This is a genomic window from Vreelandella malpeensis (genome assembly GCF_020622355.1).
GTDB classification, from domain to species: Bacteria; Pseudomonadota; Gammaproteobacteria; order Pseudomonadales; family Halomonadaceae; genus Vreelandella; species Vreelandella malpeensis.
On sequence record NZ_WHVL01000001.1, the window covers coordinates 1,042,777 to 1,067,178 of the forward strand.

A 24,402-nucleotide genomic window follows, 5' to 3' on the forward strand; every position below is an offset into this window, starting at 1 on the left:
CCAGACAAGCCCTGCTTGAAAAGCATCAACCAACTGGCGGCCACACCATCTGCGCAGGCGCTTTCGCGATTAAGCCGCTTTCGTGACGAAGGCGGCACCTGCGGTCTTTGACGGCGCTCCACGCGTACGTGGAGGACCGCAAAGTTCTTGCTCTTGAATCTACCCTACTGCCTGTGGCGCCATGCGCCAACCGACGATTCCGACTTAGACGTAAGCGGAATGGTCGATGGTCAGACCCGGGCCCATGGTGGTGGACAGAGTCATCTTCTTGAAGTAGATGCCTTTTGAAGAGCTCGGCTTGAGCTTCTTCAGGTCGGCGACCAGCGCTTCCAGGTTACCGGCAACGGCAGAAGCGTCGAAATCGACCTTGCCGAGGGTAGTGTGGATGATACCGTTCTTGTCGGTACGGAAACGTACCTGGCCGGCCTTGGCGTTCTTGACCGCGGTGGCGACGTCCGGCGTCACGGTGCCGACTTTCGGGTTCGGCATCAGGCCGCGCGGGCCGAGGATCTGACCCAGCTGGCCGACCACGCGCATCGCGTCCGGAGAGGCGATGACCACGTCGAAGTCCATCTGGCCTTTCTTGACCTGCTCGGCCAGATCATCCATGCCCACGATGTCGGCGCCGGCTTCTTTGGCGGCATCGGCATTGGCACCCTGGGTGAAGACGGCAACGCGCACGTCTTTACCGGTACCGTTGGGCATCACGGTGGCGCCACGCACGACCTGGTCGGATTTACGCGGATCGACGCCCAGGTTGATGGCGATGTCGACGGACTCCTTGAACTTCACGGTGGAAAGCTCGGAGAGCAGTGCCACCGCTTCTTCCAGGGAGTACGCCTTGTTGGAATCTACCTTTTCGCGAATGTTCTTCGCGCGCTTGGTCAGCTTAGCCATGATCAGAGACCCTCCACGTTTAGGCCCATGCTACGAGCGCTACCAGCGATCGTGCGTACCGCAGCGTCGAGATCCGCCGCCGTCATGTCCGGCTCTTTGGTCTTGGCGATCTCTTCGAGCTGCTCGCGGGTCACGGTGCCGACCTTCTTCTTGTTCGGCTCACCGGAACCGGACTTGATGCCAGCGGCTTTCTTCAGCAGCACGGCAGCAGGCGGCGTCTTGGTGACGAACGTGAAGCTGCGGTCGGAGTAGACGGTGATCACGACCGGCGTCGGCAGGCCCGGCTCGATGTCCTGGGTCTCTGCGTTGAACGCCTTGCAGAATTCCATGATGTTCACGCCGTGCTGACCCAGCGCGGGGCCCACGGGCGGACTCGGGTTGGCTTTACCTGCAGCGACCTGCAGTTTGATGTAAGCCTGTACTTTCTTGGCCATGCTGTTTACTCCAATTGGGTGATAACGCCTTGCGGCTCCCCGGTGTACGTGAAGCGGCAGCGCCGCTTCACATGAAAATCGATGTCAGGCGCCGAGGGCGCGAACCTGCTCGTTACTCTTTCTCGACTTACTCTTTCTCGACCTGAGAGAACTCGAGCTCCACCGGGGTGGCGCGACCGAAGATCAGCACGCTCACCTGCAGGCGGCTCTTCTCGTAGTTCACCTCTTCGACCACGCCGTTGAAGTCGGCGAACGGCCCGTCGATGACACGCACCGACTGGCCCGGTTCGAACATGGTCTTGGGGCGTGGCTTGTCGGTGCCGTCCTTGACGCGATGCAGGATGGCTTCGGCCTCGCGGGTGGTGATCGGCGCCGGCTTCTCCTTGGTGCCCCCGATGAAGCCCATCACGCGAGGCGTCTCGTTGACCAGGTGCCAGGTCTCGTCGACCATCTCCATCTCGACCAATACGTAGCCGGGGTAGAACTTGCGCTCACTCTTGCGGCGCTTGCCGTCGCGCATTTCGACCACTTCTTCCGTTGGCACCAGAATCTCGCCGAAGCGGTCTTCCATGCCGTGCATTTTCACCCGCTCGATCAGCGAGCGCATCACGTGCTTTTCGAAGCCGGAATAGGCGTGGACGACATACCAACGTTTGGACATGAAAACTCCTAACCGATTACGCCGGACATTGCCCAGCCAAGAAGAGTGTCGATCAACCACAGCATCAGCCCGACCACGAGCACGGCCACCAGCACGATGGCGGTGGTCTGGATGGTCTCGGGGCGTGTCGGCCAGACGACGCGCTGGATCTCTTTCTTGGCGCTCACCGCAAGCTCCATCAGCGCACGACCCTTGGTGGTGGTCAGCGCGATCAGACCGGCGCCGGCGCACAGCACCACGACACCCAGCACGCGGTAGAGAAGCGCGATATCGACGAAATAAGTATTACCGACAACGGCAACGGCAAGCAGCGCCACGACTGCCGCCCACTTGAGCCCGTCATGACCCGACTGCTGCACCTCGGCGCCATGTTTTACGGAACTAGGCTTCATAAAAACGAGACTCCTCAGGGTGCAACGAGCGACTTGGAATTCTGGAAAAAAGACATGCCAACCTGGGGAAGGTTGGCAGGCCAGGAGGGAATCGAACCCCCAACCTGCGGTTTTGGAGACCGCTGCTCTGCCAATTGAGCTACTGGCCTGTATCGTCGTGTGCGCAAAGACACCTACGCTACAGCGGGCGCCATGGTAGCGGAGAAAGCTCCGCCTGACAACCCTGTCACTCTTGCCACCACTCGGGCGTGGCGGCAAAGACGAAAAAAGCGAGCAAAGCCCGCTTTTTCCTGAATATGGAGCTCATGGACGGAATTGAACCGTCGACCTCACCCTTACCAAGGGTGTGCTCTACCCCTGAGCTACATGAGCTAAACACAACAACCGTTCGACTGGAGCGGGCGGCGGGAATCGAACCCGCACCATCAGCTTGGAAGGCTGAGGTTCTACCATTGAACTACGCCCGCTTGATCTATCGAGAATCAAAAACCGGCAAGCTCAACTGAAAACGCGCCTTGCGGCTTTCAACTCCGAACAGCACTATCGCATTACTGCCATCGCACTGTCGTCGAACTGGTGGAGAGGGAAGGATTCGAACCTTCGAAGCTTTCGCGGCAGATTTACAGTCTGCTCCCTTTGGCCACTCGGGAACCTCTCCATCTGTGGCGGCACATTATGCCAGCCTCCAATTCGGTGTCAAGCTCGATAGTTACTTGATTTATCGTAGCTTGCAGCGCCCGAGCGCCACCCACCGCCTTGGAACGCGCTGCATTCTGTCAAAGCAGCGCCGAGAATGCAAGCGCTGCACGAATTTTTTCCAGCGACACCGGTTCGGGCACACGCGGAGCGCCAGCCAGCCGGCCCGCGCGTTCGGCAAAGGTGAGCGGGCAGATGGCCTCGAGCCCGCCGTAGACCATGTCCGGCCATACCGCGTGGGGCACGCGCACCCCGCGCGAGACCACCCGCGCATCGCCGCCGGTCAAGAGCATCGGCAGCGCCACGCCCTGCTGGTCGCACACCTCGCTGTAGATGCGGTTGATCGCGCTCACCGCCGCCATGTAGATGCCGTGATTCACCGCGTCCACGGTGCGCCGGCCAGGCTCAAGCAACGCATCGGCTTCGCTGTCCGGGTCGATGGCGACGTTGCGGGTGCCGAGCTTGAGACTCTCCTTCATCAAGCGCAGTCCGGGGATGATGAATCCCCCCAGGTGGGTGCCGCCGGGCAGCACGAAGTCGATGGTGATGGCGCTGCCACAGTCCACCGCGCAGCAGCCGCCGGCCAGCTGGTAGCCGGCCAGCACACCCATCCAGCGATCGACACCCAGCCGACCCGGCTCGTCGTAACCGTTGATCACCCCGAGCGACTCCGGCAGCGACCGGGCCACGAACACATGACGCACCTGACGACGCAAGAGCGCCACCGTGTCGTCGAGCACCGCCGCGCGGGCCACGCTCGAAATGCGCACCGCCTCGACCACGTCGAGATCCGGGATGTCCGCGCCGGGGCGCCACTCCTCGCGAGTCCACACGGCTCCGCGCGAGCGTATCTCGCTGCTCACCGAGTCCTTGAGGCGCCACTTGGAGAGCGTGTTGCCGATATCCAGATCTAGAATCATGTCCGCCTGCGCACGCTGATCTCACCGCCGGACAGGCGCCGTGCCTGGCCGCCCTCGCTGACCCACAGGTTGCCGCTGTCATCGACGTCGCCAGCGACCGCCTCGCTCTCCTTCGCGCCCTGGAGAATGCGCACGTCGCTGCCGGCGAAGGCGTGGCGGGCGTTCCATTCATCGCGCCAGGCGGCGAAGCCGCTCGCCTCGAAGTCCGCCAGCATCGTCAAGAGCCCGGCGACCGCGTCGGCGGCGAGCTGGTTGCGCGAAAGCCCGGGGCAGGTATCGAAAAGCGCCGCCACAGGCTGGTCGATCGCCCGGCGAAGCTCCTCGGGAAGCGTCAGGTTCATGCCCAGGCCGATCACCACCTCGCAGGGGCCGGCGGCGTCACCGGTCACTTCGATCAGGATACCGGCGAGCTTGCCGAGCTCGCCGCCCTCCAGCGGCAGCAGGATATCGTTGGGCCACTTGAGCTTTGGTGCCACGCCGTGGCGCTCGAGCACCTGGGCCACCACCACGCCGACCGCGAGGCTCAAGCCCTCGAGGGAGGCGACGCCGGCATCGAAGCGCCAGCCAAGCGAAAGCAGAAGTCCCTGCCCCCAGGCGGTACTCCACGCCCGGCCGCGCCGCCCGCGCCCGGCACTCTGGCGCTCGACCAGGCACGCCTCGCCGTGGCCGGCCCCCTGGGTGAAACGTGCGCGCAGGAATTCGTTGCTCGAATCGAGCTGATCCTCGACGAATAGACGGGCAAGCAGATGGCGCGCTTCGGCGGGGAGCCCCGCGACCACGCGCTGCCCGCTCAGGGGCTCGAGCGGATGCGCCAGCCGGTAGCCGCGCCCTTTCACGGCGATCAGCGCAACGCCCATGGCGTCGAGCTTCTTCAGCTGTTTCCATACCGCGGCGCGGGAGACGCCCAGCGCCTCGCCCAGCGCCTCGCCGGAATGGACCTCGCCATCGCTCAACAAACGCATCAGGTTACCGATGGTCATGTCCTTGCCCCAGTTGGGAAAACGCCTATCTTACCGGATGCGTCATCACGGCGAAAACTGCCGCCTTCGGGTTATTGACTTGATCCTTTGTTTAAGACAGCGCTGGTAGTCGGCCCACCCCAGACCCTATAATGCCGCCCTATTTTTCCAGCAGGATCGCGTCGTGATCGAGAATCTTCGTAACATTGCCATTATCGCCCACGTTGACCACGGTAAGACTACCCTGGTCGACAAGCTGCTCAGCCAGTCCGGCACCCTCGACCGCAAGGCCGAAGGCCAGGAGCGGATCATGGACTCCAATGACCAGGAGAAGGAGCGCGGCATCACCATCCTGGCCAAGAACACCGCGATCCAGTGGCAGGATGGCAAGGGCACGAACTACCACATCAACATCGTCGACACCCCCGGGCACGCCGACTTCGGCGGCGAGGTCGAGCGCGTCATGTCGATGGTCGACTCGGTCCTTTTGCTGGTCGACGCCGTCGACGGCCCGATGCCGCAGACCCGCTTCGTGACCCAGAAGGCGTTCTCTCAGGGCCTCAAGCCGATCGTCGTGGTCAACAAGATCGACCGTCCCGGCGCGCGCCCGGACTGGGTCATCGACCAGATCTTCGATCTGTTCGACAACCTCGGCGCCTCTGATGAGCAGCTCGACTTCCCGATCATCTACTGCTCGGCGCTCAACGGCATCGCCGGCATGGAGCCGGACGCGCTCGAAGAGAACATGAACCCGATGTTCCAGGCGATCGTCGACATCGTCGAGCCGCCGGCGGTCGAGATCGACGGCCCGTTCCAGATGCAGATCTCCGCTCTCGACTACAACAGCTACGTCGGCGTCATCGGTCTTGGCCGCATCAAGCGCGGTAGCGTCAAGCCGGGCCAGCAGATCACCGTCATCACCAAGGAAGGCAATACCCGCAAGGGCAAGGTCGGCCAGGTCATGACTCACATGGGTCTCGAGCGGGTCCAGACCACCGAAGCCACCGCCGGCGATATCGTCTGCATCACCGGCATCGAAGATCTGGCGATCTCCGACACCCTCTGCGACAACACCGCCGTCGAAGCCCTGCCGCCGCTGTCCGTGGACGAGCCTACCGTCTCCATGACCTTCCAGGTCAACGACTCGCCGTTCGCCGGCAAGGACGGCAAATACGTCACCAGCCGCAACATCAAGGACCGCCTCGACCAGGAGCTGATCCACAACGTGGCGCTGCGGGTCGAGCAGGGCGAGACGCCGGAGAAGTTCAAGGTTTCCGGTCGTGGCGAGCTGCACCTGTCGGTGCTGATCGAGTCCATGCGTCGTGAAGGCTTCGAGCTTGCCGTGGGCCGCCCGGAGGTCATCATCAAGGAGATCGACGGCGTCAAGCAGGAGCCCTACGAAGAGGTCATCATCGACTGTGAAGAGCAGCACCAGGGCTCGATCATGGAAGAGCTCGGCTACCGCAAGGGTGAGATGACCAACATGAACCCGGATGGCAAGGGCCGCGTTCGTCTGGACTTCATCATCCCCGCGCGCGGCCTGATCGGCTTCCGTGGCCAATTCCTGACCCTGACCTCCGGCACCGGCATCCTGACCAGCCGCTTCGATCACTACGGCCCGCTCAAGCCCGATGCCTCCATCGAGCGTCGCAACGGCGTGCTGGTCTCCATGGTCGGTGGCAAGGCGCTGGCCTATGCGCTCTACGCCCTTCAGGATCGCGGCAAGCTGATCATCGATCACGCCACCGAGGTCTACGAAGGCATGTTGATCGGCATCAACAACCGAGCCAACGACATGGTGGTCAACCCCACCAAGGGCAAGAAGCTCGACAACATGCGCTCTACCGGTAACGACGAGAACATCGTGCTGACGCCGCCGATCAAGTTCACCCTCGAGCAGGCGATCGAGTTCCTGGACTCCGACGAACTGGTGGAAGTCACCCCGAGCCACATCCGTCTGCGCAAGAAGCACCTGACCGAGAACGAGCGCAAGCGCGCCGGCAAGAAGTAAGCGCTCGCCGCCATGCCCCCGAAAGCCCGCCTCGTGCGGGCTTTTTCGTGTCCGGCGCGTATACGGCCTGCGGTAAAGCCTTTCGTCGGGCCGGGATTAACGCAGCCTAAACGCTAGGGGGCTGGAAAGCGCGCGCGTTCTGGCGCACAGTGAAAAGCAGATCGCGCCGCGACGTACGACTCGCCAAGAATTCATACAAACGTTTGGCTCGTGCCACTTGGCGCCACGCGATCAACAATAATAGCCAACCCCGGGTCGGGCGCCTGCCCTGCTCCTACGAGGAATGCATGACTCCCATCATCGAAGTACAGCGCGTCAACAAGGCGTTTGGCGGGCTCAAGGTCATCAACGACTGCTCGATCCAGGTCGAGAAGGGCTCGATCACTGGCATGATCGGCCCCAACGGCGCCGGCAAGTCGACGCTGTTCAACCTGATCGCCGGCGCTCTCACCCCGGACAGCGGCCATATCCTGCTCGACGGCGAGGAGATCACCGCCCTCCCCGCCGATGCGCGTTTCCACAAGGGGCTTTTGCGTACCTTTCAGATCGCTCACGAGTTCGGCCAGATGAGTGCGCTCGAGAACCTGATGATGGTGCCGCCGCACCAGGCCGGCGAGCGCCTGTTCGCTACCTGGTTCAAGCCGGGGCTGGTGCGCCGCGAAGAAGACGAGGTGCGCCGCCGGGCACTGGAGGTGATCGACTTCGTCGGCCTGCACCACGTCAGAAACGAGCTGGCGGGCAATCTTTCCGGCGGCCAGAAGAAGCTCCTGGAACTTGGCCGCACCATGATGACCGACGCCAAGGTGGTGCTGCTCGACGAGATCGCCGCCGGGGTCAACCGCACGCTTCTGGGCGACCTGATGGGCAATATCGAGCGACTCAACCGCGAGATGGGCTACACCTTCCTGGTCATCGAACACGACATGGAGATGATCGCAAGGCTGTGCGACCCGGTGATCGTGCTCGCCCAGGGCAGCGTCATGGTCGAGGGCTCCATCGACGAGATCCAGCGCAATCCCGAGGTGATCGAGGCCTACTTCGGCAGCGACGCCGCCTGACGCGGCAGCATCACCCATAACAACACCGATCATTTCACGAGACACCGATACCATGACGAGTAATACGTCACCCAAGGCCGGCCCCCCCGGCGCCACGCCGCTTTTGTGCGCGCGGGACGTGCACGGCGGCTACGGCGGCATGAACATATTGAACGGGGTCGAGATGACGCTTCACGCCGATGAAGTCGGCGTCATCGTCGGCCCCAACGGCGCCGGCAAGTCCACCATGCTGAAGGCCGTGTTCGGCCTTCTGAACGTGAACCAGGGCGAGATCCTGCTGAAGGGCGAGCCGATCCACAATCTGGCGCCGAACCAGCTGGTCAAGCGCGGCATGGGCTTCGTCCCCCAAGAGAAGAACGTCTTCCCGAGCCTCTCGGTGAAGGAGAACTTGGAGATGGGGGCGTACCTGAAGCCGCACAACGTCAAGCGCATGCTCGAGCAGGTGTATGAATTCTTCCCGCCGCTCAAGGAGAAGCGCCACCAGAGCGCCGGCGAGCTCTCCGGCGGCCAGCGCCAGATGGTGGCCATGGGCCGCGCGCTGATGGCCGAACCGACACTTCTGCTGCTCGACGAGCCCACCGCCGGGCTTTCGCCGCTCTACATGAACGAGATCTTCGACCGGGTGAAGAAGATCAACGCCGCCGGCGTCGGCATCCTGATGGTCGAGCAGAACGCAAAGCAAGCGCTCGCCATCGCCGACAAGGGCTTCGTGCTGGCCGCCGGCCAGAACCGTTTCACCGATACGGGCGCGGCACTGCTCGCCGACCCGGACGTCGCCAGAAGCTTTTTGGGCGGCTAGCCCGGGGGAGGAATTCGTGAACGAACTGGTCTTTTTCATCAACAACGTCGTGATCGCCGGCAGCGTCACCGGCTCGATCTACGCCATCGGCGCGATCGGCGTGACGCTGATCTTCAGCATCATGCGCTTTGCCCACTTCGCCCACGCCGACATGATGACCTTCGGCGCCTTCATGGTGCTGTTGCTCACCACGGCGTTCCCCGCCGCCGGCACGGCGATCGGCGTGCCGACCGCGCTGATCATGCTGCCCCTGGCGATGGTGCTGACCGCGCTTCTGGCCGTCGGCATCGACAAGGCGTTCTACAAGCCGCTGCGCGCCTTCGGCGTCAAGCCGATCGTCATGGTGATCGGCTCTCTCGGCGTCACCTTGATGCTCCAGGGGCTGATTCGCCTGTTCGCCGGCACCGGCGGTCAGAGCCTCTACGTGGGTGATCGCAAGGAGATCTTTCGCCTCGGTCTGCCCTTCGAAGGCGCGCGTGCGCCGATCGTGGTCACCGAACCGCAGCTCTACCTGTTCGTGATCACGATCGCCTGCGTGGTGGCGCTGGCGCTGTTTCTCAACCGCTCGCGCCTGGGCAAGGCGATGCGCGCCATGTCCGACAATCCGGAGCTCGCCCAGGCCTCGGGTATCAACACCAACACTATCGTGGCGGTGACCTGGGTGATCGCCGGGGGGCTTGCCGCCATTGCGGGCACGCTACTTTCGCTGGACGTGACCTTCAAGCCGGATTTGAGCTTCTTTCTGCTGCTGCCGATCTTCGCCGCCGCCATCGTCGGCGGCGTGGGCCACCCCTACGGGGCGATCGCCGGCGGCTTCGTGGTGGGCTTTGCCGAGACGCTCGCGGTATTCAACTGGAACGTGCTGCTGCGCCCGTTCCAGGAGAGCTTCCCTGCGTGGCTGGAGCTTCCCTCGAATCTGGCCTTCGTGGGCACCGAGTACAAGATCGTGGTGCCGTTTTTCATCCTGGTCGCCATTCTGGTCTGGCGCCCCACGGGCCTGTTCAAGGGCAAGGTGATCTGATGAACGATAAAACCGCTTCCTACACGCCCCGCGATACCACCGTGGCCCGGCGCTTTCCGCTGCGCGAGGTGGTACTGTTCGCCGCCCTTCTGGTGGCGGTGCTCGGCGTCTACGCGCTGATGGGCGCGGCCTACAGCACGCGCATGCTGGTCGAGGCCGCCTGCTACGCCATTCTGGCCCTGGGCCTCACCATCCAGTGGGGCTACGCCGGGCAGTTCAACGCCGGCGTCATGGGGTTCGTCGCGCTCGGCGGCTTTAGCGCCATGCTGTTCAGCGTGCCGGTCAACGACGCCTTCTGGGGCACGGAGCTGCCCGGCGAGCTCGGCCGGGTGCTGCTCTATGGCCTTGCCGCCATCGTGGTGGTCATCGGCGCCACCCGGCTCGACCGCTTCGGCGTGCCCAAGCTTCTACGCACCCTTATCGCCGTAATACTGGCCGTCGTGCTGTATCTGATCGTGATCAGCATGCTGCGCGAGGTGACCGGGGAGATCCAGAGCCGTGCGGGCTTCGTCGGCGGCTTCGGCCTGCCGCCCTGGGTCGGCTGGATCGTCGGCGGAGCGCTTGCCGGTGGCGTGGGCTACTTCATCGGCCATATCTGCCTGGGGCTTAGAAGCGACTACCTGGCGATCGCCACTCTCGGTATCGCCGAGATCATCAAGGCGTTTCTGAAGAACTCCGACTGGCTGACCCGTGGCACCGCCACGGTCTCGCCGCTGCCCTGGCCGACGCCAGGACCCTCCGAGCTCGGTTTCACGCTTTCGCGGGCGATCTATCTCTCGCTGACCGCAGTGATCATCGCGGTGATCTTCTTTCTGCTCCACCGCGCCTACCACGCGCCCTGGGGGCGGATGATCCGCGCCATTCGCGACAACGAGGTGTCGGCGGCGGCCATGGGCAAGGACATCAACAAGCGCCGCCTCGAGATTTTCGTGCTCGGTTGCATTTTGATGGGCCTGGGCGGTGGGGTGCTCGGCACCTTCAACAGCCTGTTCGACCCCCAGGGGTATCTGCCGTTGAATCACACCTTCCTGGTGCTGGTGATGGTGATCCTCGGCGGGCCGGGCAACAACCTGGGCACGATCTTCGGCGCCGTGGCGGTCTACATCATCTGGATCATGTCGGAGCCTTTGGCGCTTTACGTCATGCAGCTGGTGGCGACCCTGGGCGAGAGCGCCGGATGGACGCTTCCGAGCAACCTGGACAGCCGCGCGCTGCAGGCCCGGGTGCTGGTGATCGGCATGCTGATCACCGTCGTGCTGCGCTTCGCGCCCAAGGGGCTCTTGCCGGAGAACATCAAGGCCCACGGCTAAGCAAAGGCACCACGAAAAACGCCCCGAGTCGACTCGGGGCGTTTTTTTGTCCAGGCGCTACGCCTCGTGGCTTACAGGTCGAGCTGTCCTTTAGTGACGAAGCGGCCCTCTTCTACTGCCATTTCGACCACCACGCCGGGCACGTCGCCGTTCTCGTCGAACTCGTGAGAGCCGGAGGCGCCTTCGTAGTTGATCTCGGTGCCCGCGGCGATCAGCTCCACGGCCTTCTCCCACTCGCCGGGCAGGATCACCTCGCCCGGGGCGCTGGCGACGCTTCGAAGCGCCTCAGACAGCCCTTCACGCTCGGCGCTGCCGTTTTGCTGGATGGCCAGCGCCAGCAGGAAGGCGGCATCATAGGCTTGAGCGGCAAACACCGCGCTTGGGTCGAAGCCGGCATCATTAGCGGCACTCTCGAAGATCTCGGTACCGGGCAGCTCGGGGCTGCCCGGGCGGGTGGCGATCATGCCGTCGAGCACGTCGGCGCCGATCGCCTCGACCAGGCTATCGCCGACCATGCCGTCGGCGCCCACGTACTGGGTGAACATGCCACTCTCATAGGCCTGGCGCAGCACGGTCTGGCCGGAGGTGTCGGCGTAGGCGAGCACCACCAGGGTGTCGGCGCCGCCGGCGGAGAGCGAACCAAGCTCCGAGCGGTAGTCGGCGCGGTTGTCTTCGTGGGCGAGATTCGCCACCACCTCGCCGCCGCCGGTTTCAAACGCAGTGGCGAAGGCGTCCGACAGCCCCTGACCGTAGTCGTTGTTGACGTAGGTGACCGCCACGACGTCGATGCCCTTGTCGAGCAGGAGCTTGGCGAGCATATCGCCCTGGAAGGCGTCCGACGGCACGGTACGAAACACCAGGTCGTTGTCATCGAGCTCGGTCACCGCGGGTGCGGTGGAGGCCGGCGAGACCATCACCACGCCCCCGGGCACGGCAGCGTTGTTGGCCGCGGCGATGGTCGCGCCGGTGCAAAGCGCGCCGACGATCGCGGTGACGTTTTCGGAGTTGACCATGCGGTCGGCGGCATTCGAGGCCGCCGAGGCGTCGGAGCAGGTGGTGTCGCCGGAGGGCATCGACAGCGTCTGGCCATCGAGGATGCCGCCCTGCTCGTTGACCTGGGCCACGGCGAGCTTGGCACCTTCGAAGATCGGCGGCGTCAGGCTCTCGATGCCGCCGGTGAAGCCCCCCAGAAAACCGATCTTGACCTCGGCCTGGGCGCTTGCCGCCAGGGCCAGGGAAGACGCCGCCACGGCGGTCACTAATGCGCGTTTATTTATCATGTTGTTCATCGCTCCCAATGTGAGGTGCGCGCGGGCCTTCGCCGACGCTGCCTCTAATCTGGAACCGCCGCGTGAAAAACACAAGCGCGGGCTGTTAACGCTTGCGCTAGAGCCAGCGCTCCAAGCGGAAGGTGTGGCTCGCCCACGCATTCAGGTGGCGCCAAGCGTTACCGGGCTCCTTCTCGGCGGCCAGCGGCTCGCCACGATGCTCGTAGTGCCAGACGAGCTCCTCGTCGTCATCGAGCAGCACCTGGTAGCTGATGGTCGGCTCCTGGCCCACCTCCACCAGCTCGTCGAAGGCTGTCTGGAGCCCTTCGCTGCGTACCAGCACGCCGATCTCGCTGTTCCACAGAATCGAGCGTGGATCAACGTTGAAGGAGCCGATGAACACCTGGTCGTCCATGCGCAGCGCCTTGATGTGCAGCGCCGAGGCGGAGGCGCCGGGCACGCGCATCTCCTCCTCGCCATTGCCGTCGCCGGGCTCCTGCTCCGGGCGCAGCTCGAACAGGCGGATGCCGTGCGCGAGCAGCGTCTTGCGCCAGGGCGCGTAGGCGCCATGCACCACGGCGGCGTCGGTGGACTCCAGCGAGTTGGTGATGACGTCAACCTCGACGCCGTCGCCGGCCAGCGCCACCAGCCGCTCGACCCCGGCCTCGGTGGGCACGAAGTAGGCCGAGACCAGCACCAGCCGCTCGCGGGTGGTAGTGCGCGCCATCAAATCTCCCAGCAGCGTCTCCTGCCAGGGGGGGGCGGTGGCGTGGGTGAGCTTGTCCGGCGAATCGTAAAGGGCAACGCCCTCGCCCCAGTAGAGCGTCTGCCAGGGGGGCGTGTCGCTCGGCGTCTCGCGCAGCTCGCGAATGTAGGCGTCGTCGGCGTTGTCGTCGAGCCAGGCGGACAGATCATGGGCCAGCGGCTGCCAGGCGTCGTCGCTTGCCGCGTGGTAGCGGGCGATCGGCTGGGCAAGCGCATGGTTCCAGTAGTCGTCGAAGCTCTGGGAGAGCGCGGGCACTACCTCGCCCAGGTTGACCAGATCCAGGTCGGCGAAGTTGACCGCGTCGTTGGCGTCGAAATACTCGTCGCCGAGGTTGCGTCCGCCGGCGATCGCCACGCTGTTGTCGGCGATCCACAGCTTGTTGTGCATGCGACGGTGCTGACGGGCAGGGTCGGTGAGCGAGGCCAGCACTCGGGTGACCAGATAGCCGCGCCCGAAAGCGACCGGGTTGAACACCCGCACCTCGACGTTGGGGTGGCTGGCGAGTGCGGCCAGCCGATCGCCCTGGCCGATGGCGCCCATGTCGTCGAGCAGCAGGCGCACCCGCACGCCGCGTTCGGCGGCGCTGAGCAGCTCCTCCATGACCAGCCGCGTGGTCTGGCCGTCGCCGAACAGGTAGGTCTGGATGTCGAGGGTGCGCTCGGCCTGGTGGATCAGCTCGACGCGTACCGCGAAGGCCTCCTGGCCGTTGGCCAGCAGCGCAAAGCCGTCCGGCGCGCTTTGCCCCTCGAAGGCCTGGGCGACCTGCTCCCCGAGCCAGGTATCGCGGGCAAGCGAGCGCTCCAGGGCGGCGCTCGGCTCGCGAGGGGCGTCCTCGTCGACGCAGCCGACGAGCGCCAACAGCGTGATCGCGAGCAGCGCGCCGAGCGCGCGCCGCCGGCTAGCCATCCAGCCGCCCCGCCTCGCCTTGGCGAGCATCGGCGGCCTTGCGCTGGCGGTTGCGCCGGTAGAGACGCACCAGCGCGATGGCGAGCGCGAAGGCCACCATGGCACCGAGCACCACGCCCTGCCAGGGCCGGGCGGCGTTGCCCATCACGGTTTCCAGGGTGATGATCAGTGCAAGGCCCAGTGCCTGCGATCCAATGGCCAGTGCGCGCAGTACATCAACGCCGGGCGAGTGCATAGACAACTCCGTAATCGGTCACGTGCATGATATGGTGATCCAGTGTAACCGCTTAACGGGAAAACCATGAACGCGATCGCTCTCGGGCCGCTATTAATTTCACTGCCCAGGCTCTACGCCGTGGGCTGCGCGCTCGCCCTGCTGCTGGCCTGCCATTTTTTGCTGTCACTGCCCGGTCATCGCCAGCGCCACTGGTTCAACGGCCTGCTGCTGACGTGGCTTCTGGGCGCGCGGCTCACCTACGTGGCGCTCAACCTCGAGAGCTTCGCCCCGGCGCCGCTCGAGGCGCTCAAGTTCTGGCAGCCGGGCTATCATCCGCTCGGCGGTTTCCTCGCCGGGCTCGCCTGGAGCGCTTGGTACCTGCGCCACACCCTGAAACCGATGGCGGTGGCCATGGCGCTGTTCACCGCCGCCTCGGCGCTGTGGCTGCTCGCCATCACGCTCACCGTGTCGAGCGAGCGCTTCGCCCTGGCCGAGCTTCCGGACGTTACCCTCGAGGATCTCGACGGCAATGCCGTCCATCTGCCGGATCTTGCCGACAGCGGCGACGTGATCCTGCTCAACCTGTGGGCCACCTGGTGCCCGCCGTGCCTGCGCGAGATGCCGCTGCTGGCCGAGGCCGACGCCCGCGACGGCGTAAGCGTGGTGATCGTCAACCAGGGCGAGGAGCTCCTACCGGTGGTGCGCTATCTCGACGAGCAGTCGCTCGACTTTCGCCACGCTCTGCTCGACCCGAGCCAGACACTGATGGCGCGCTCGAACGCTCCGGGGCTACCTACCACGCTGCTGTTCGACATTCACGGGCGCACCCGCGACATCCATGTCGGTGAGCTGACCCGCTCACACCTCGAGCGCTGGCTCGGCGAATAGCGCAGTCACCGCTTAATCCCCGCCAGGCTTTGCGTTAGAATCCCCCGCCCCGTAGCCGCCTGCTCCAGGCGGCCGCCCCCGTTTTGTGAACTTCCTCGAGGCATCATGAGCGATTTTACCCCCGGCCAGCGCTTCATCAGCGACGGTGAAGCCGAGCTTGGACTGGGCACCGTCCTGAACTGCGACGCCCGTAGCGTGACCATCTTGTTCAGTGCCAGCCAGGAAACCCGCACCTACAACACCCGCCAGGCGCCGTTGACCCGGGTCGCCTTTGGCGCCGGCGACAGCGTGCTCGCCGCCGACGGCTGGCAGATGACCGTCAGCGAAAGCCAGGAGCACCGCGGCCTGATCACCTACTACGGCGAGGATGCCGAGGGCACCGCTTGTGAACTGCCTGAAACCAAGCTGGCCGACACCATGCAGTTCAACCAGGCCCGCGATCGCCTGCTCACCGGGCAGGTGGATCGCAACGACTGGTTCGACCTGCGCTTTCGCACGCTGCACCACTACCAGCGCATCGAGCAGCACGCCGCACTCGGCTTTGGCGGGCCGCGCATCGATTTGATTCCTCACCAGCTTTTTATTGCCGACGAAGTGGCGCGCCGCCACGCCCCGCGCGTGCTGCTCGCCGACGAGGTAGGCCTGGGCAAGACCATCGAAGCCGGGCTGATCCTGCATCGCCTGTTGATGACCGGGCGCGCCTCGCGGGCGCTGATTCTGGTGCCGGACAGCCTCACCCACCAGTGGCTGGTCGAGCTTCTGCGCCGCTTCTCGCTGGAGGTGACGCTGCTCGACGAGACTCAGAGCCAGGCCCACGGCGAGCACAACCCCTTCGAGAGCGCCCAGCTGATCCTGGCAAGCCAGGGGTGGTTGTTCGCCAATGCCGCCCGCCAGGCCCAGGCGCTGGAGAGCCGTTTCGATCTGTTGATCGTCGATGAGGTCCACCACCTCGACTGGAGCGTCGAGGAGGGCGGCGGCGCCGGCTATCGCTGCGTCGAGCAGCTCGCCGGCCAGATCGCGGGGCTTCTGCTGCTGACCGCGACCCCGGAGCAGATGGGGCTCGAAAGCCACTTCGCCCGCCTGCGCCTGCTCGACGCCGAGCGCTACCACGACATCGCCCGCTTCAAGCAGGAAGAGAGCCATTACGCTGAGGTGGCCTCCGCCATCGAGGCGTTGGAGACGCTGCCCGCCACGCGCGACGCTGTGGCGGCGGTGGCCGACGACCCGGACAGCCAGATGCTGCTGGCCACGCTGTGCGACGCCGCCGCGAGCGACGAGCAGAAGGCCCAGGCTCGCGAGCAGCTGCAGAACGCGCTGCTCGATCGCCACGGTACCGGGCGGGTGATGTTTCGCAACAGCCGCCGCCACGTTGGCGGCTTCCCGGAGCGGCGCCTGCACCAGAGCGAGCTTGAGCTGCCATCGGCCTACCGCCGCGTGCAGCGCCGGGTCGAGCGCGACGAGGACTACCTCGACGAGCTTCTGATCGAGACCGGCATGGATCACCCGGACGTGCTGATCTACCCGGACGCCACCTACCGGGCGCTCTCGGAGGATCCGCTCAACGGTGAGCCCTGGTGGCAGATCGACCCGCGCGTGAACTGGCTGCTCGAGAAGCTCGCCGACACGGGCGAAGATGGCCTGGCCGGCGACAAGGTGCTGGTGATCGCGCACCACCGCGAGACCGCCGAGGGCCTGTCCGAGGCGCTGCGCGTGCTCGGCGGCTACCATGCGCCGGTGTTCCACGAGGGGCTGTCGCTGATCGAGCGCGACCGCGCCGCCGCCGCCTTCGCCGACGAGGAGGATGGCAGCCAGGTGCTGGTGTGTTCGGAGATCGGCTCCGAGGGGCGCAACTTCCAGTTCTGCCGCCACCTGGTGATGTTCGACCTGCCCCAGCATCCGGATCAGCTCGAACAGCGCATCGGCCGCCTCGACCGGATCGGCCAGCGCCACGCCATCGAGCTGCACGTGCCGATGTTCGCGGCCAGCCCCGGCGCGCGCCTCGCGCGCTGGTATCACGAGGGCATGCGCGCCTTCGGCGCCCCCACGGGCGTGGGCAGCGAGCTGTTCGATGCCTTCGGCGACGACCTGGCGGACGCGCTGCTGGACGACGAGGCGCTCGACGAGATCATTACCGACACCCGGGCACTGTTCGAGACCAAGCTCGCCGAGCGCGAAGCCGGGCGCAACCGCCTTTTAGAGCTCAACGCCTGCCGCCCGCACCGCGCAAGCGCGGTGATCGAGGCGGTGCGCGAGCTCGACGACGACACCGCCCTGCCGCGCTACGTGGAGCGGGCGCTGGACGTGTTCGGCGTCGACAGCCAGGAGATCGGTGCGGGTCTCGTGCATCTCAAGCCCGGTTCGCACATGCTCGACGGGCTGCCGGGGCTGGTCAAGGGCGAGGAGGGTTTCTCGGCGACCTACCGCCGCGAGACGGCACTGGCCCGGGACGACGTTCATCGGCTCTCCTGGGAGCATCCGCTGGTGCGCGAGATGATGGGCCGGGTGCTCGACGGTACCATGGGCAACACGGCGCTGGCGCTTCTGCGTCACCCGGCGATTCCCAGCGGCCGGTTGATGGCGGAACTGGTGTTTCGCACCCACTGCCCGGCGCCCCGGGCGCTGCACCTCAATCGCTTCCTGCCGCCGACCGCCGTGCGCGTGCTGCTCGACGAGTCCGGCGCCAACCTGACCGCGAGCATCTCCTTTACCGGGCTCTCCAAGAACCTTCAGAAGGTCAACAAGTCACTGGCGCGGGATCTGATCAAGAGCCGTCTCGAACCGCTGCGCGGGCTTCTTGCCCAGGGCGAGCAGGAGGCGGAGACATCGCTGCCCGGGCTCGTCGATGCCGCCCGCGCCCGCATGCGCGAGCAGCTCGACGGCGAGCTCGACCGTCTGCGGGCGCTGGCCCGCCACAACCCGGCGGTGCGCAGCGAAGAGATCGAGGCGCTGGAGCGCGAGCGTCAGGCGCTGGAGGAGGCCCTGGCCGCGACAAGGCTGCGCCTGGACGCGGTGCGCGTGGTGATCACCGTCGACCCCAACGCCTAGGCGTCGGCGAGGATCTCTTTTAGCGCGTCTTCGAGCGTTGGATAGCGGAAGTCGAAGCCGGCCCCCTGCAGGCGCGCCGGGCGCATGTCCGCTCCGGTGAGCAATAGCCGCGACATCTCGCCAAGGCCTGCCTTCAGTGCGAAGGCGGGCACCGGGAAGAGCGCCGGGCGGTGAAGCTGGCGCGCCAGGGTGCGGGTGAACTCGGCGTTGGTCACTGGGTGTGGGGCCGAGCCGTTGAAGGGCCCCTCCAGCGACGGTTGGTCGATCAGATAGAGGATCGCCTCGACCAGGTCGTCGCGATGCACCCAAGGCATGAACTGGCGGCCATCGCCGAAACGCCCGCCCAGGCCGAACTTGAACGGCGGCAGCATCTTGGCAAGCGTGCCGCCGTCTGCGTCCAGCACCAGCCCGGTGCGCAGCAGCGCCAGACGTACCCCGAGCGCCGTGACCGGCTCGGCGGCGGCTTCCCACTGGGCGCAGAGCCGATGGGCGAACTCCGCGTGCGGCGGGGTCTGCTCGTCGACCACGCGGCTGCCCTGATCTCCGTAGTAGCCCATCGCCGAGCCGCTGACCATGACCGTGGGCAGCGGCTTGCCCGTCTTCTCGATCGCCCGGCAGAACTCGACCAGCGTCGTGGTCGCCTCCACCCGCGAGGCGAGCAGGCGCTTTTTCTGCGTCTCGCTCCAGCGCTTGCCGGCGATCGACTCGCCGGCCAGGTTGACGATCGCCTCCGGCGGCGTCTCGATGGAGCCCATGGCGCTGTCGCGCACCTGGCACTCGCCAGGCAGCGTCCGAGCCGCCTTCGAGGGCGAGCGGGAGACCACGTCGACCCGGTCGCCACGCGCCAGCAGCCGTTCGCAGAGACGCCGGCCGACGAAGCCGGAGCCGCCGGTGATGAGAACGCGCATCGTGAATCTCCTTCCTCGCAGGGGTAAGTTTGTACAAGCAACGCACCGAACCGTTACATCCAGTGTACAAGTAGAGTTCGCCGGTCGCGAGGTACTGCACTTGCGCCGGCGAGCGGGTAAGCTAGCCCCCTTTATTCAGTCGAGGACGCAGCGTTGACACTCATCGAACGTTTGCAGGAGCGCTTGAATCGGGTGCGCTCGATGCACTTCGTCTCGCGCCCCGGCCCGCGCTCCGTGACCGGCTGGCAGGGCGAGGGCCAGGGGCAGGTCGCCGTCGAGCTCCTCGACGATGGCGTGCGTTTCGTCGAGACCGGCACCTTCGCGCTCGCCGGTCAGGCCTCGCCCGTGGCAATCACCAACGCGTTTCGCTGGCACATCCACGCTACCCACGTGGCGCTCTCCCACGAGCGCCGCGGTGCCGATGCAGCGGTGCACCTGTTCGACCTGCACCCGCTCGACGACGACCGCCTGGCAAGCCTCGAGGGCCATCAGTGCGCTGCCGACCTGTATACCGCGCACCTGACGCTGAGCGCGGCGGGCATTGATCTCGAGTGGCGCATCGAGGGCCCGAAGAAGGACGAATGGTTGCACTACCGCTACGCGTAGCGCACACCGCCCCCGCCCGGTCGGCGCCGCCCTGCCGAACATGGTTTTGATTCCGGTATGATTTTGATCTTGGTATGGTGCTACAGCGGCGCTACGCCTGCGACCCCGGACGGTGATAAACAAAGAAAGAATAGGGCGAACAAGCTAACCAAGGTTGTACCCGACGTCTAAAAGTTGTACAAAGTAGCTCAGCGAAAAAAGGTTTTTCCCGATTCGATTGGGCAACAAGCAGCGATCGCTGCCTTTGTTGCCGCCACTTACGACCGACCCCTGAGGCATCTGCAGCAGGCAACCAAGAGGCACTGGCGCCCATGAGTACCAAGGCGACCCACCCACCCGACACGCCCCTCTATCCCATTCGGGAGGTTTCCCGATTGACCGGCGTGAACTCGGTGACCCTGCGCGCCTGGGAGCGCCGTTACGGTCTGATCTGCCCCCAGCGTACCCCCAAGGGGCACCGGCTCTACGCTCAGGACGACATCATCCGCATCGAGCGGATCTTGCAGTGGCTCAATCGCGGCGTACCGGTGAGCCAGGTGGCCGACCTGCTCGATCAGCCGGAAACCGTGGAAGCGCCCGTGCCGGACGCCGGCGACTGGGCGAGCCAGCGCCAGCAGTTGCTCGCCACCATCGAGACCATCGACCTGCCGAGGCTCGAGGCGCTCTACCAGCAGAGCTTGGCGCTCTATCCCTTGAGCATGGTGATCAACGAGCTCTGGCAGCCGGTGGTCAAGACGCTCGAGGCCAAGTGGGCCATCGAGCCGGACGAGCTGGTGCGCCGGGCGCTGGAGGCGTTTCTGCGCAGCCAGGTGGGTATTCGCCTGCACTACGCCAACCAGGCCACTCGCGGCCCCTTGATCCTGCTCAACGCCATGCCCGACGACCCGGGGCCGCTGTGGATGTTGATGGCCGCATTGATGGCCAGCGAACAGGGCTACCGCGTACAGCTTCTCGATCACACCCTGCCGCTTGCCGAGCTGCCTCAGGCGGTGAAGCGCCTGCACTGCTCCATGGTGCTGCTCACCAGCGGCCAGCGCGAAGCGGACGACTACGTTCGCCGTGCCCTGCCGGACACTGCCAAGACCCTGAACGTACCGCTCGGCGTCTGCGGCGAAGTGGCGCGCCTGCGCGACGCCGAGCTTCGCGACAGCGACGTGCACATGCTCGGCGACGACCTGCCCCAGGCGATCGCCCGGCTGCGTCCGCTGCTGCGTGAGTCCGGCATCCTGTAGATTCGCGTCCACGATCTAGTCTCCAAGGAGGGAGCCATGGGATTACAGCTGGTCTGGTTTCGTACTGATCTTCGCGTTCACGACAACACCGCCCTTGCCGCCGCCGCGGCCCAGGGGCCGGTGGTGGCCGTGTTTCTGAGAAGCGTCGAGCAGTGGCAGCGCCATGGCCACGGCGCCAACAAGATCGATTTCTGGCACCGCAACGTCCGCGCGCTCAAGGAGAGTCTGAACGCGCTGAACATTCCGCTGCTGTTTCGTGACATCGGCACCTACGACGGCGCCACCAAGGCGATCACCGAGATCGTGGCCGAGCACGACATCGAGCGCGTTCACTTCAATCATCAGTACCCGCTCAACGAGCGTCGGCGCGATCTGGCGGTGCTCGAGGCGCTCAAGGCCAAGGGCGTCTCCGCTCACGGCCACCACGATGCCATTGCCTTCGCTCCGGGCACGCTCTCGACCGGCAAGGGCGAGTACTACAGCGTCTTCACGCCGTTCGCCAAGGCCTGGCACAAGAACGTCACCGAGGCACAGCTCTCGCTGCGCGATACCCCAGCCAAGCAAAAGCCGCTCTCCATCGGCAACAATGCCATCGCCGCGCTGCCGGATCTCGGTGGTACGCCGGTGGACAAGAACGCGTGGCCGGCCGGCGAGGAGGCCGCCGCCGACCGCCTCGAGCGCTTCTTGCAACAGCGTGCCCAGCGCTATGGCGAACAGCGCGACTTTCCCGCCGTAGCGGGTACCAGCGAGCTCTCCGCGTACCTGGCGCTCGGCATCATCTCCTACCGCCAGTGCCTGCAGGCAGTGATGAGCCGCAACGGCGGGCACCTTGCCGACGGCGCAAAGGGCCTGACCACCTGGGTCAATGAGCTGGTCTGGCGCGAGTTCTACCAGCACGTGGCCTTCGGCTTTCCTCGCGTGGTGCGCCACGAACCCTTCCAGGAGCACACGCGGGCGCTCAAGTGGCGCGACGACGACGAGGGCTTCAAGGCGTGGTGCGAAGGGCGCACCGGCTACCCGCTGGTGGATGCCGCCATGCGCCAACTGGTCGATACCGGCTGGATGCACAACCGCCTGCGCATGGTCACGGCAATGTTTCTGAGCAAGCACCTGCTGATCGACTGGCGCCGCGGCGAGCGCTTCTTTCTCGAGCACCTGATCGACGGCGACTTCTGCTCCAACAACGGCGGCTGGCAGTGGGCCGCGTCCACCGGCACCGATGCCGCCCCCTACTTTCGTATCTTCAACCCCACTACCCAGTCGACGCGCTTCGACCCAGACGGCGAGTTCATCGCCCACTGGCTGCCCGAGCTTGAAGAGCTTCCCACCAAGGCGCGCCACGCCCCCCCACGCGACATGCTGACCAAGCTCGACTACCCCGAGCCCATCGTCGATCACAAGGCGGCCCGCGCCCGGGCGCTCGAGGCCTTCAAGGCGCTCTAGCGCCGCTGGCGCGACGTTAAGTCGACGATGGCGTGCATTCGGCGGTTTCCGGAAGTAGACTAGGCGTGGCCTTGCCAGCCGCTTGCGACGTTTGACCTGAGCGCCATCCTTCAGGTCAAGCGCCTTAGGCGGCCAACGACCACCCTGATACTCGGAACGATTCAGTGACCAAGCAACACTCCTTTGATCGCGAAGAACTGCTGGCCTGCTCCCGCGGCGAGCTGTTCGGCCCCGGCAACGCACAGCTTCCGGCTCCCAACATGCTGATGCTTGACCGCATCACGCGCATTCACGAAGAAGGCGGCGAGCACGGCAAGGGCGAACTGATCGCCGAGCTCGATATCACCCCGGATCTGTGGTTCTTCGACTGCCACTTCCCGGGCGACCCGGTCATGCCGGGCTGCCTCGGTCTGGACGCCATGTGGCAGCTGGTCGGCTTTCACCTGGGCTGGCTGGGCCACCCCGGTCGCGGGCGGGCGCTGGGCTGTGGCGAAGTGAAATTCAGCGGCCAGATCATGCCCGATGCCAAGACGGTGACCTACCGCATCAACATCAAGCGGGTGATCACGCGGCGTCTGATTCTCGGTATCGCCGACGGCACGGTCTCCGTGGATGGCCGCGATATCTACCAGGCCAATGACCTGCGCGTTGGCCTATTCACCTCCACCGCGAATTTCTGACAGGAGGCTTCCATGCGACGAGTGGTAGTCACCGGCCTGGGCATCGTTTCCTGCCTGGGCAACGACCAGCACCAAGTCTTGGACGCGCTGAAAAGCGGACGCAGCGGCATTCGCTTCAAAGAGGAGTACGCCGAGCGCGGCTTTCGAAGCCAGGTCGCCGGCAGCGTCGACATCGACCTCGAGTCACTGATCGACCGCAAGTTGTTGCGCTTCATGGGTGATGCGGCAGCCTACGCCTACGTCTCCATGGCCCAGGCGATCGAGGATTCCGGCCTGGCGCCGGAACAGGTCTCCAACGAGCGTACCGGCCTGATCGCTGGCTCCGGCGGCGCTTCCAGCGCCAATCAGGTGGAAGCCGCCGACGTGATGCGCGAGAAGGGCCTGCGCCGCGTGGGGCCCTACCGGGTCACCCGCACCATGGGCAGCACCGTCTCGGCGTGTCTGGCCACGCCCTTCAAGATCAAGGGCGTGAACTACTCGATCTCCTCTGCCTGCGCCACTTCGGCGCACTGTATCGGCAGCGCCATGGAGCAGATTCAGCTGGGCAAGCAGGACGTGGTGTTCGCCGGCGGCGGCGAGGAAGAGCACTGGACGCTGTCGTGCCTGTTCGACGCCATGGGCGCGCTCTCGACCCACTACAACGATACCCCGGACAAGGCCTCGCGGCCTTATGATCAGTCGCGTGACGGCTTCGTCATCGCCGGCGGCGGCGGCATGGTGGTGCTCGAGGAGCTCGAGCACGCCAAGGCGCGCGGCGCCAAGATCTACGGTGAGGTCGTAGGCTACGGGGCCACCTCCGACGGCGTCGACATGGTCGCCCCCTCCGGCGAGGGCGCGATGCGCTGCATGCGCCAGGCGCTGGCCACCGTCGATGGCGACATCGACTACATCAACACCCACGGCACTTCGACGCCGGTGGGCGATGTGGCGGAGCTCAAGGCGATCCGCGCGGTGTTCGGCGACTCCACCCCGGCGATGAGCTCGACCAAGTCGCTGACCGGCCACTCGCTGGGTGCTACCGGCGTGCAGGAGGCGATCTACTCGCTTCTGATGATGCAGCACGGCTTCGTCGCCGCCTCGGCCAACGTCACCACCCTCGACGAGCAGGCGGACGGTTTCGACATCGTCACCCAGCGCCGCGATAACGTTGCCATCGAGCGTGCGCTCTCCAACAGCTTCGGCTTTGGCGGCACCAACGCGAGCCTGGTGCTCCAGCGCTACGTCGACTGACGATTCCGATCGACCCGCGATAACGAGAACGGCGCCCTTGGGGCGCCGTTCTCGT

22 protein-coding genes and 4 tRNA genes are annotated in these 24,402 nt (G+C 65.4%); 12 read left to right on the top strand and 14 right to left on the bottom strand.

The features are described from left to right. Positions 1–204: 204 nt before the first annotated feature. From rplA to GEV37_RS04895, 10 genes are all read right to left on the bottom strand, one after another. On the bottom strand, positions 205–897 hold the full coding sequence (gene rplA, locus GEV37_RS04850) for a 50S ribosomal protein L1 (RefSeq protein WP_227389101.1): 693 nt from the start codon (positions 895–897) through the stop codon (positions 205–207). 2 nt (positions 898–899) lie between these two features. Then, entirely contained in the window at positions 900–1,331 is a 432-nt protein-coding gene (gene rplK / locus GEV37_RS04855; protein ID WP_227389102.1) for a 50S ribosomal protein L11, read from the bottom strand. A 127-nt stretch (positions 1,332–1,458) separates the two neighbouring features. Next, positions 1,459–1,992 (bottom strand): transcription termination/antitermination protein NusG, encoded by a 534-nt coding sequence (gene nusG / locus GEV37_RS04860; RefSeq protein WP_227389103.1) that lies wholly within the window; start codon positions 1,990–1,992, stop codon positions 1,459–1,461. Positions 1,993–2,000: 8 nt separating this feature from the next. Next, positions 2,001–2,384 carry a preprotein translocase subunit SecE gene (secE, locus tag GEV37_RS04865; RefSeq protein WP_227389104.1) on the bottom strand — a complete coding sequence of 128 codons (384 nt, stop codon included), beginning with the start codon at positions 2,382–2,384 and terminating at the stop codon, positions 2,001–2,003. A gap of 73 nt (positions 2,385–2,457) precedes the next feature. Further along, positions 2,458–2,533: transfer RNA gene (locus GEV37_RS04870), tRNA-Trp, on the bottom strand. A gap of 148 nt (positions 2,534–2,681) precedes the next feature. Beyond that, positions 2,682–2,756: transfer RNA gene (locus GEV37_RS04875), tRNA-Thr, on the bottom strand. 21 nt (positions 2,757–2,777) lie between these two features. Continuing rightward, a tRNA-Gly gene (locus GEV37_RS04880) sits at positions 2,778–2,851 on the bottom strand. Between the two features lie 107 nt (positions 2,852–2,958). After that, positions 2,959–3,042: transfer RNA gene (locus tag GEV37_RS04885), tRNA-Tyr, on the bottom strand. Positions 3,043–3,160: 118 nt separating this feature from the next. Next, positions 3,161–4,000 (bottom strand): type III pantothenate kinase, encoded by an 840-nt coding sequence (locus GEV37_RS04890; protein WP_227389105.1) that lies wholly within the window; start codon positions 3,998–4,000, stop codon positions 3,161–3,163. Then, positions 3,997–4,980 carry a biotin--[acetyl-CoA-carboxylase] ligase gene (locus GEV37_RS04895; protein ID WP_227389106.1) on the bottom strand — a complete coding sequence of 328 codons (984 nt, stop codon included), beginning with the start codon at positions 4,978–4,980 and terminating at the stop codon, positions 3,997–3,999. Before GEV37_RS04895 ends, GEV37_RS04890 begins: the two co-directional genes overlap by 4 nt. 163 nt (positions 4,981–5,143) lie before the next feature. On the opposite strand from GEV37_RS04895, the gene typA reads away from it, so the two are divergent. From typA to GEV37_RS04920, 5 genes are all read left to right on the top strand, one after another. After that, on the top strand, positions 5,144–6,970 hold the full coding sequence (gene typA, locus GEV37_RS04900) for a translational GTPase TypA (protein WP_227389107.1): 1,827 nt from the start codon (positions 5,144–5,146) through the stop codon (positions 6,968–6,970). Between the two features lie 287 nt (positions 6,971–7,257). Then, positions 7,258–8,028: an ABC transporter ATP-binding protein gene (locus GEV37_RS04905; protein WP_227389108.1), complete on the top strand. Its 771-nt coding sequence runs from the start codon at positions 7,258–7,260 to the stop codon at positions 8,026–8,028. Positions 8,029–8,080: 52 nt separating this feature from the next. Further along, entirely contained in the window at positions 8,081–8,827 is a 747-nt protein-coding gene (locus GEV37_RS04910) for an ABC transporter ATP-binding protein (RefSeq protein ID WP_227389109.1), read from the top strand. A 16-nt stretch (positions 8,828–8,843) separates the two neighbouring features. Next, entirely contained in the window at positions 8,844–9,848 is a 1,005-nt protein-coding gene (locus GEV37_RS04915; RefSeq protein ID WP_227389110.1) for a branched-chain amino acid ABC transporter permease, read from the top strand. Further along, positions 9,848–11,158 carry a branched-chain amino acid ABC transporter permease gene (locus GEV37_RS04920; protein ID WP_227389111.1) on the top strand — a complete coding sequence of 437 codons (1,311 nt, stop codon included), beginning with the start codon at positions 9,848–9,850 and terminating at the stop codon, positions 11,156–11,158. Before GEV37_RS04915 ends, GEV37_RS04920 begins: the two co-directional genes overlap by 1 nt. A 71-nt stretch (positions 11,159–11,229) precedes the next feature. Here the strand turns inward: GEV37_RS04920 and GEV37_RS04925 are convergent, their stop codons facing one another. From GEV37_RS04925 to GEV37_RS04935, 3 genes are all read right to left on the bottom strand, one after another. Then, the gene (locus GEV37_RS04925) at positions 11,230–12,438 is read right to left on the bottom strand and encodes an ABC transporter substrate-binding protein (RefSeq protein WP_227389112.1); all 1,209 of its coding nucleotides are present in this window, start codon (positions 12,436–12,438) and stop codon (positions 11,230–11,232) included. Between the two features lie 106 nt (positions 12,439–12,544). Next, positions 12,545–14,098 (bottom strand): phospholipase D family protein, encoded by a 1,554-nt coding sequence (locus tag GEV37_RS04930; protein WP_227389113.1) that lies wholly within the window; start codon positions 14,096–14,098, stop codon positions 12,545–12,547. Continuing rightward, positions 14,091–14,333, bottom strand: coding sequence for a hypothetical protein (locus GEV37_RS04935; RefSeq protein WP_227389114.1), 243 nt, complete (start codon positions 14,331–14,333; stop codon positions 14,091–14,093). Before GEV37_RS04935 ends, GEV37_RS04930 begins: the two co-directional genes overlap by 8 nt. A 66-nt stretch (positions 14,334–14,399) precedes the next feature. Here GEV37_RS04935 and GEV37_RS04940 point away from each other — a divergent pair, with 66 nt between their 5' ends. Continuing rightward, the gene (locus GEV37_RS04940; protein WP_227389115.1) at positions 14,400–15,203 is read left to right on the top strand and encodes a TlpA disulfide reductase family protein; all 804 of its coding nucleotides are present in this window, start codon (positions 14,400–14,402) and stop codon (positions 15,201–15,203) included. Positions 15,204–15,308: 105 nt separating this feature from the next. Next, positions 15,309–18,248, top strand: coding sequence for an RNA polymerase-associated protein RapA (gene rapA / locus GEV37_RS04945; protein WP_227389116.1), 2,940 nt, complete (start codon positions 15,309–15,311; stop codon positions 18,246–18,248). Here rapA and GEV37_RS04950 read toward each other — a convergent pair. After that, entirely contained in the window at positions 18,245–19,156 is a 912-nt protein-coding gene (locus GEV37_RS04950; protein ID WP_227389117.1) for a TIGR01777 family oxidoreductase, read from the bottom strand. The genes rapA and GEV37_RS04950 overlap by 4 nt on opposite strands. Before the next feature lie 153 nt (positions 19,157–19,309). On the opposite strand from GEV37_RS04950, the gene GEV37_RS04955 reads away from it, so the two are divergent. The 5 genes from GEV37_RS04955 to fabB all read left to right on the top strand — a co-directional run bounded on the left by GEV37_RS04955 (position 19,310) and on the right by fabB (position 24,347). Then, the gene (locus GEV37_RS04955) at positions 19,310–19,762 is read left to right on the top strand and encodes a DUF6314 family protein (protein WP_227389118.1); all 453 of its coding nucleotides are present in this window, start codon (positions 19,310–19,312) and stop codon (positions 19,760–19,762) included. 311 nt (positions 19,763–20,073) lie between these two features. After that, positions 20,074–20,994: a MerR family transcriptional regulator gene (locus GEV37_RS04960; protein WP_227389119.1), complete on the top strand. Its 921-nt coding sequence runs from the start codon at positions 20,074–20,076 to the stop codon at positions 20,992–20,994. Positions 20,995–21,030: 36 nt separating this feature from the next. Continuing rightward, positions 21,031–22,437 carry a deoxyribodipyrimidine photo-lyase gene (gene phrB / locus GEV37_RS04965; protein WP_227389120.1) on the top strand — a complete coding sequence of 469 codons (1,407 nt, stop codon included), beginning with the start codon at positions 21,031–21,033 and terminating at the stop codon, positions 22,435–22,437. Between the two features lie 164 nt (positions 22,438–22,601). Beyond that, positions 22,602–23,117: a 3-hydroxyacyl-[acyl-carrier-protein] dehydratase FabA gene (gene fabA, locus GEV37_RS04970; RefSeq protein WP_227389121.1), complete on the top strand. Its 516-nt coding sequence runs from the start codon at positions 22,602–22,604 to the stop codon at positions 23,115–23,117. 12 nt (positions 23,118–23,129) lie between these two features. Beyond that, positions 23,130–24,347 (top strand): beta-ketoacyl-ACP synthase I, encoded by a 1,218-nt coding sequence (gene fabB / locus GEV37_RS04975; RefSeq protein ID WP_227389122.1) that lies wholly within the window; start codon positions 23,130–23,132, stop codon positions 24,345–24,347. The last annotated feature ends 55 nt before the right edge of the window (positions 24,348–24,402 follow it).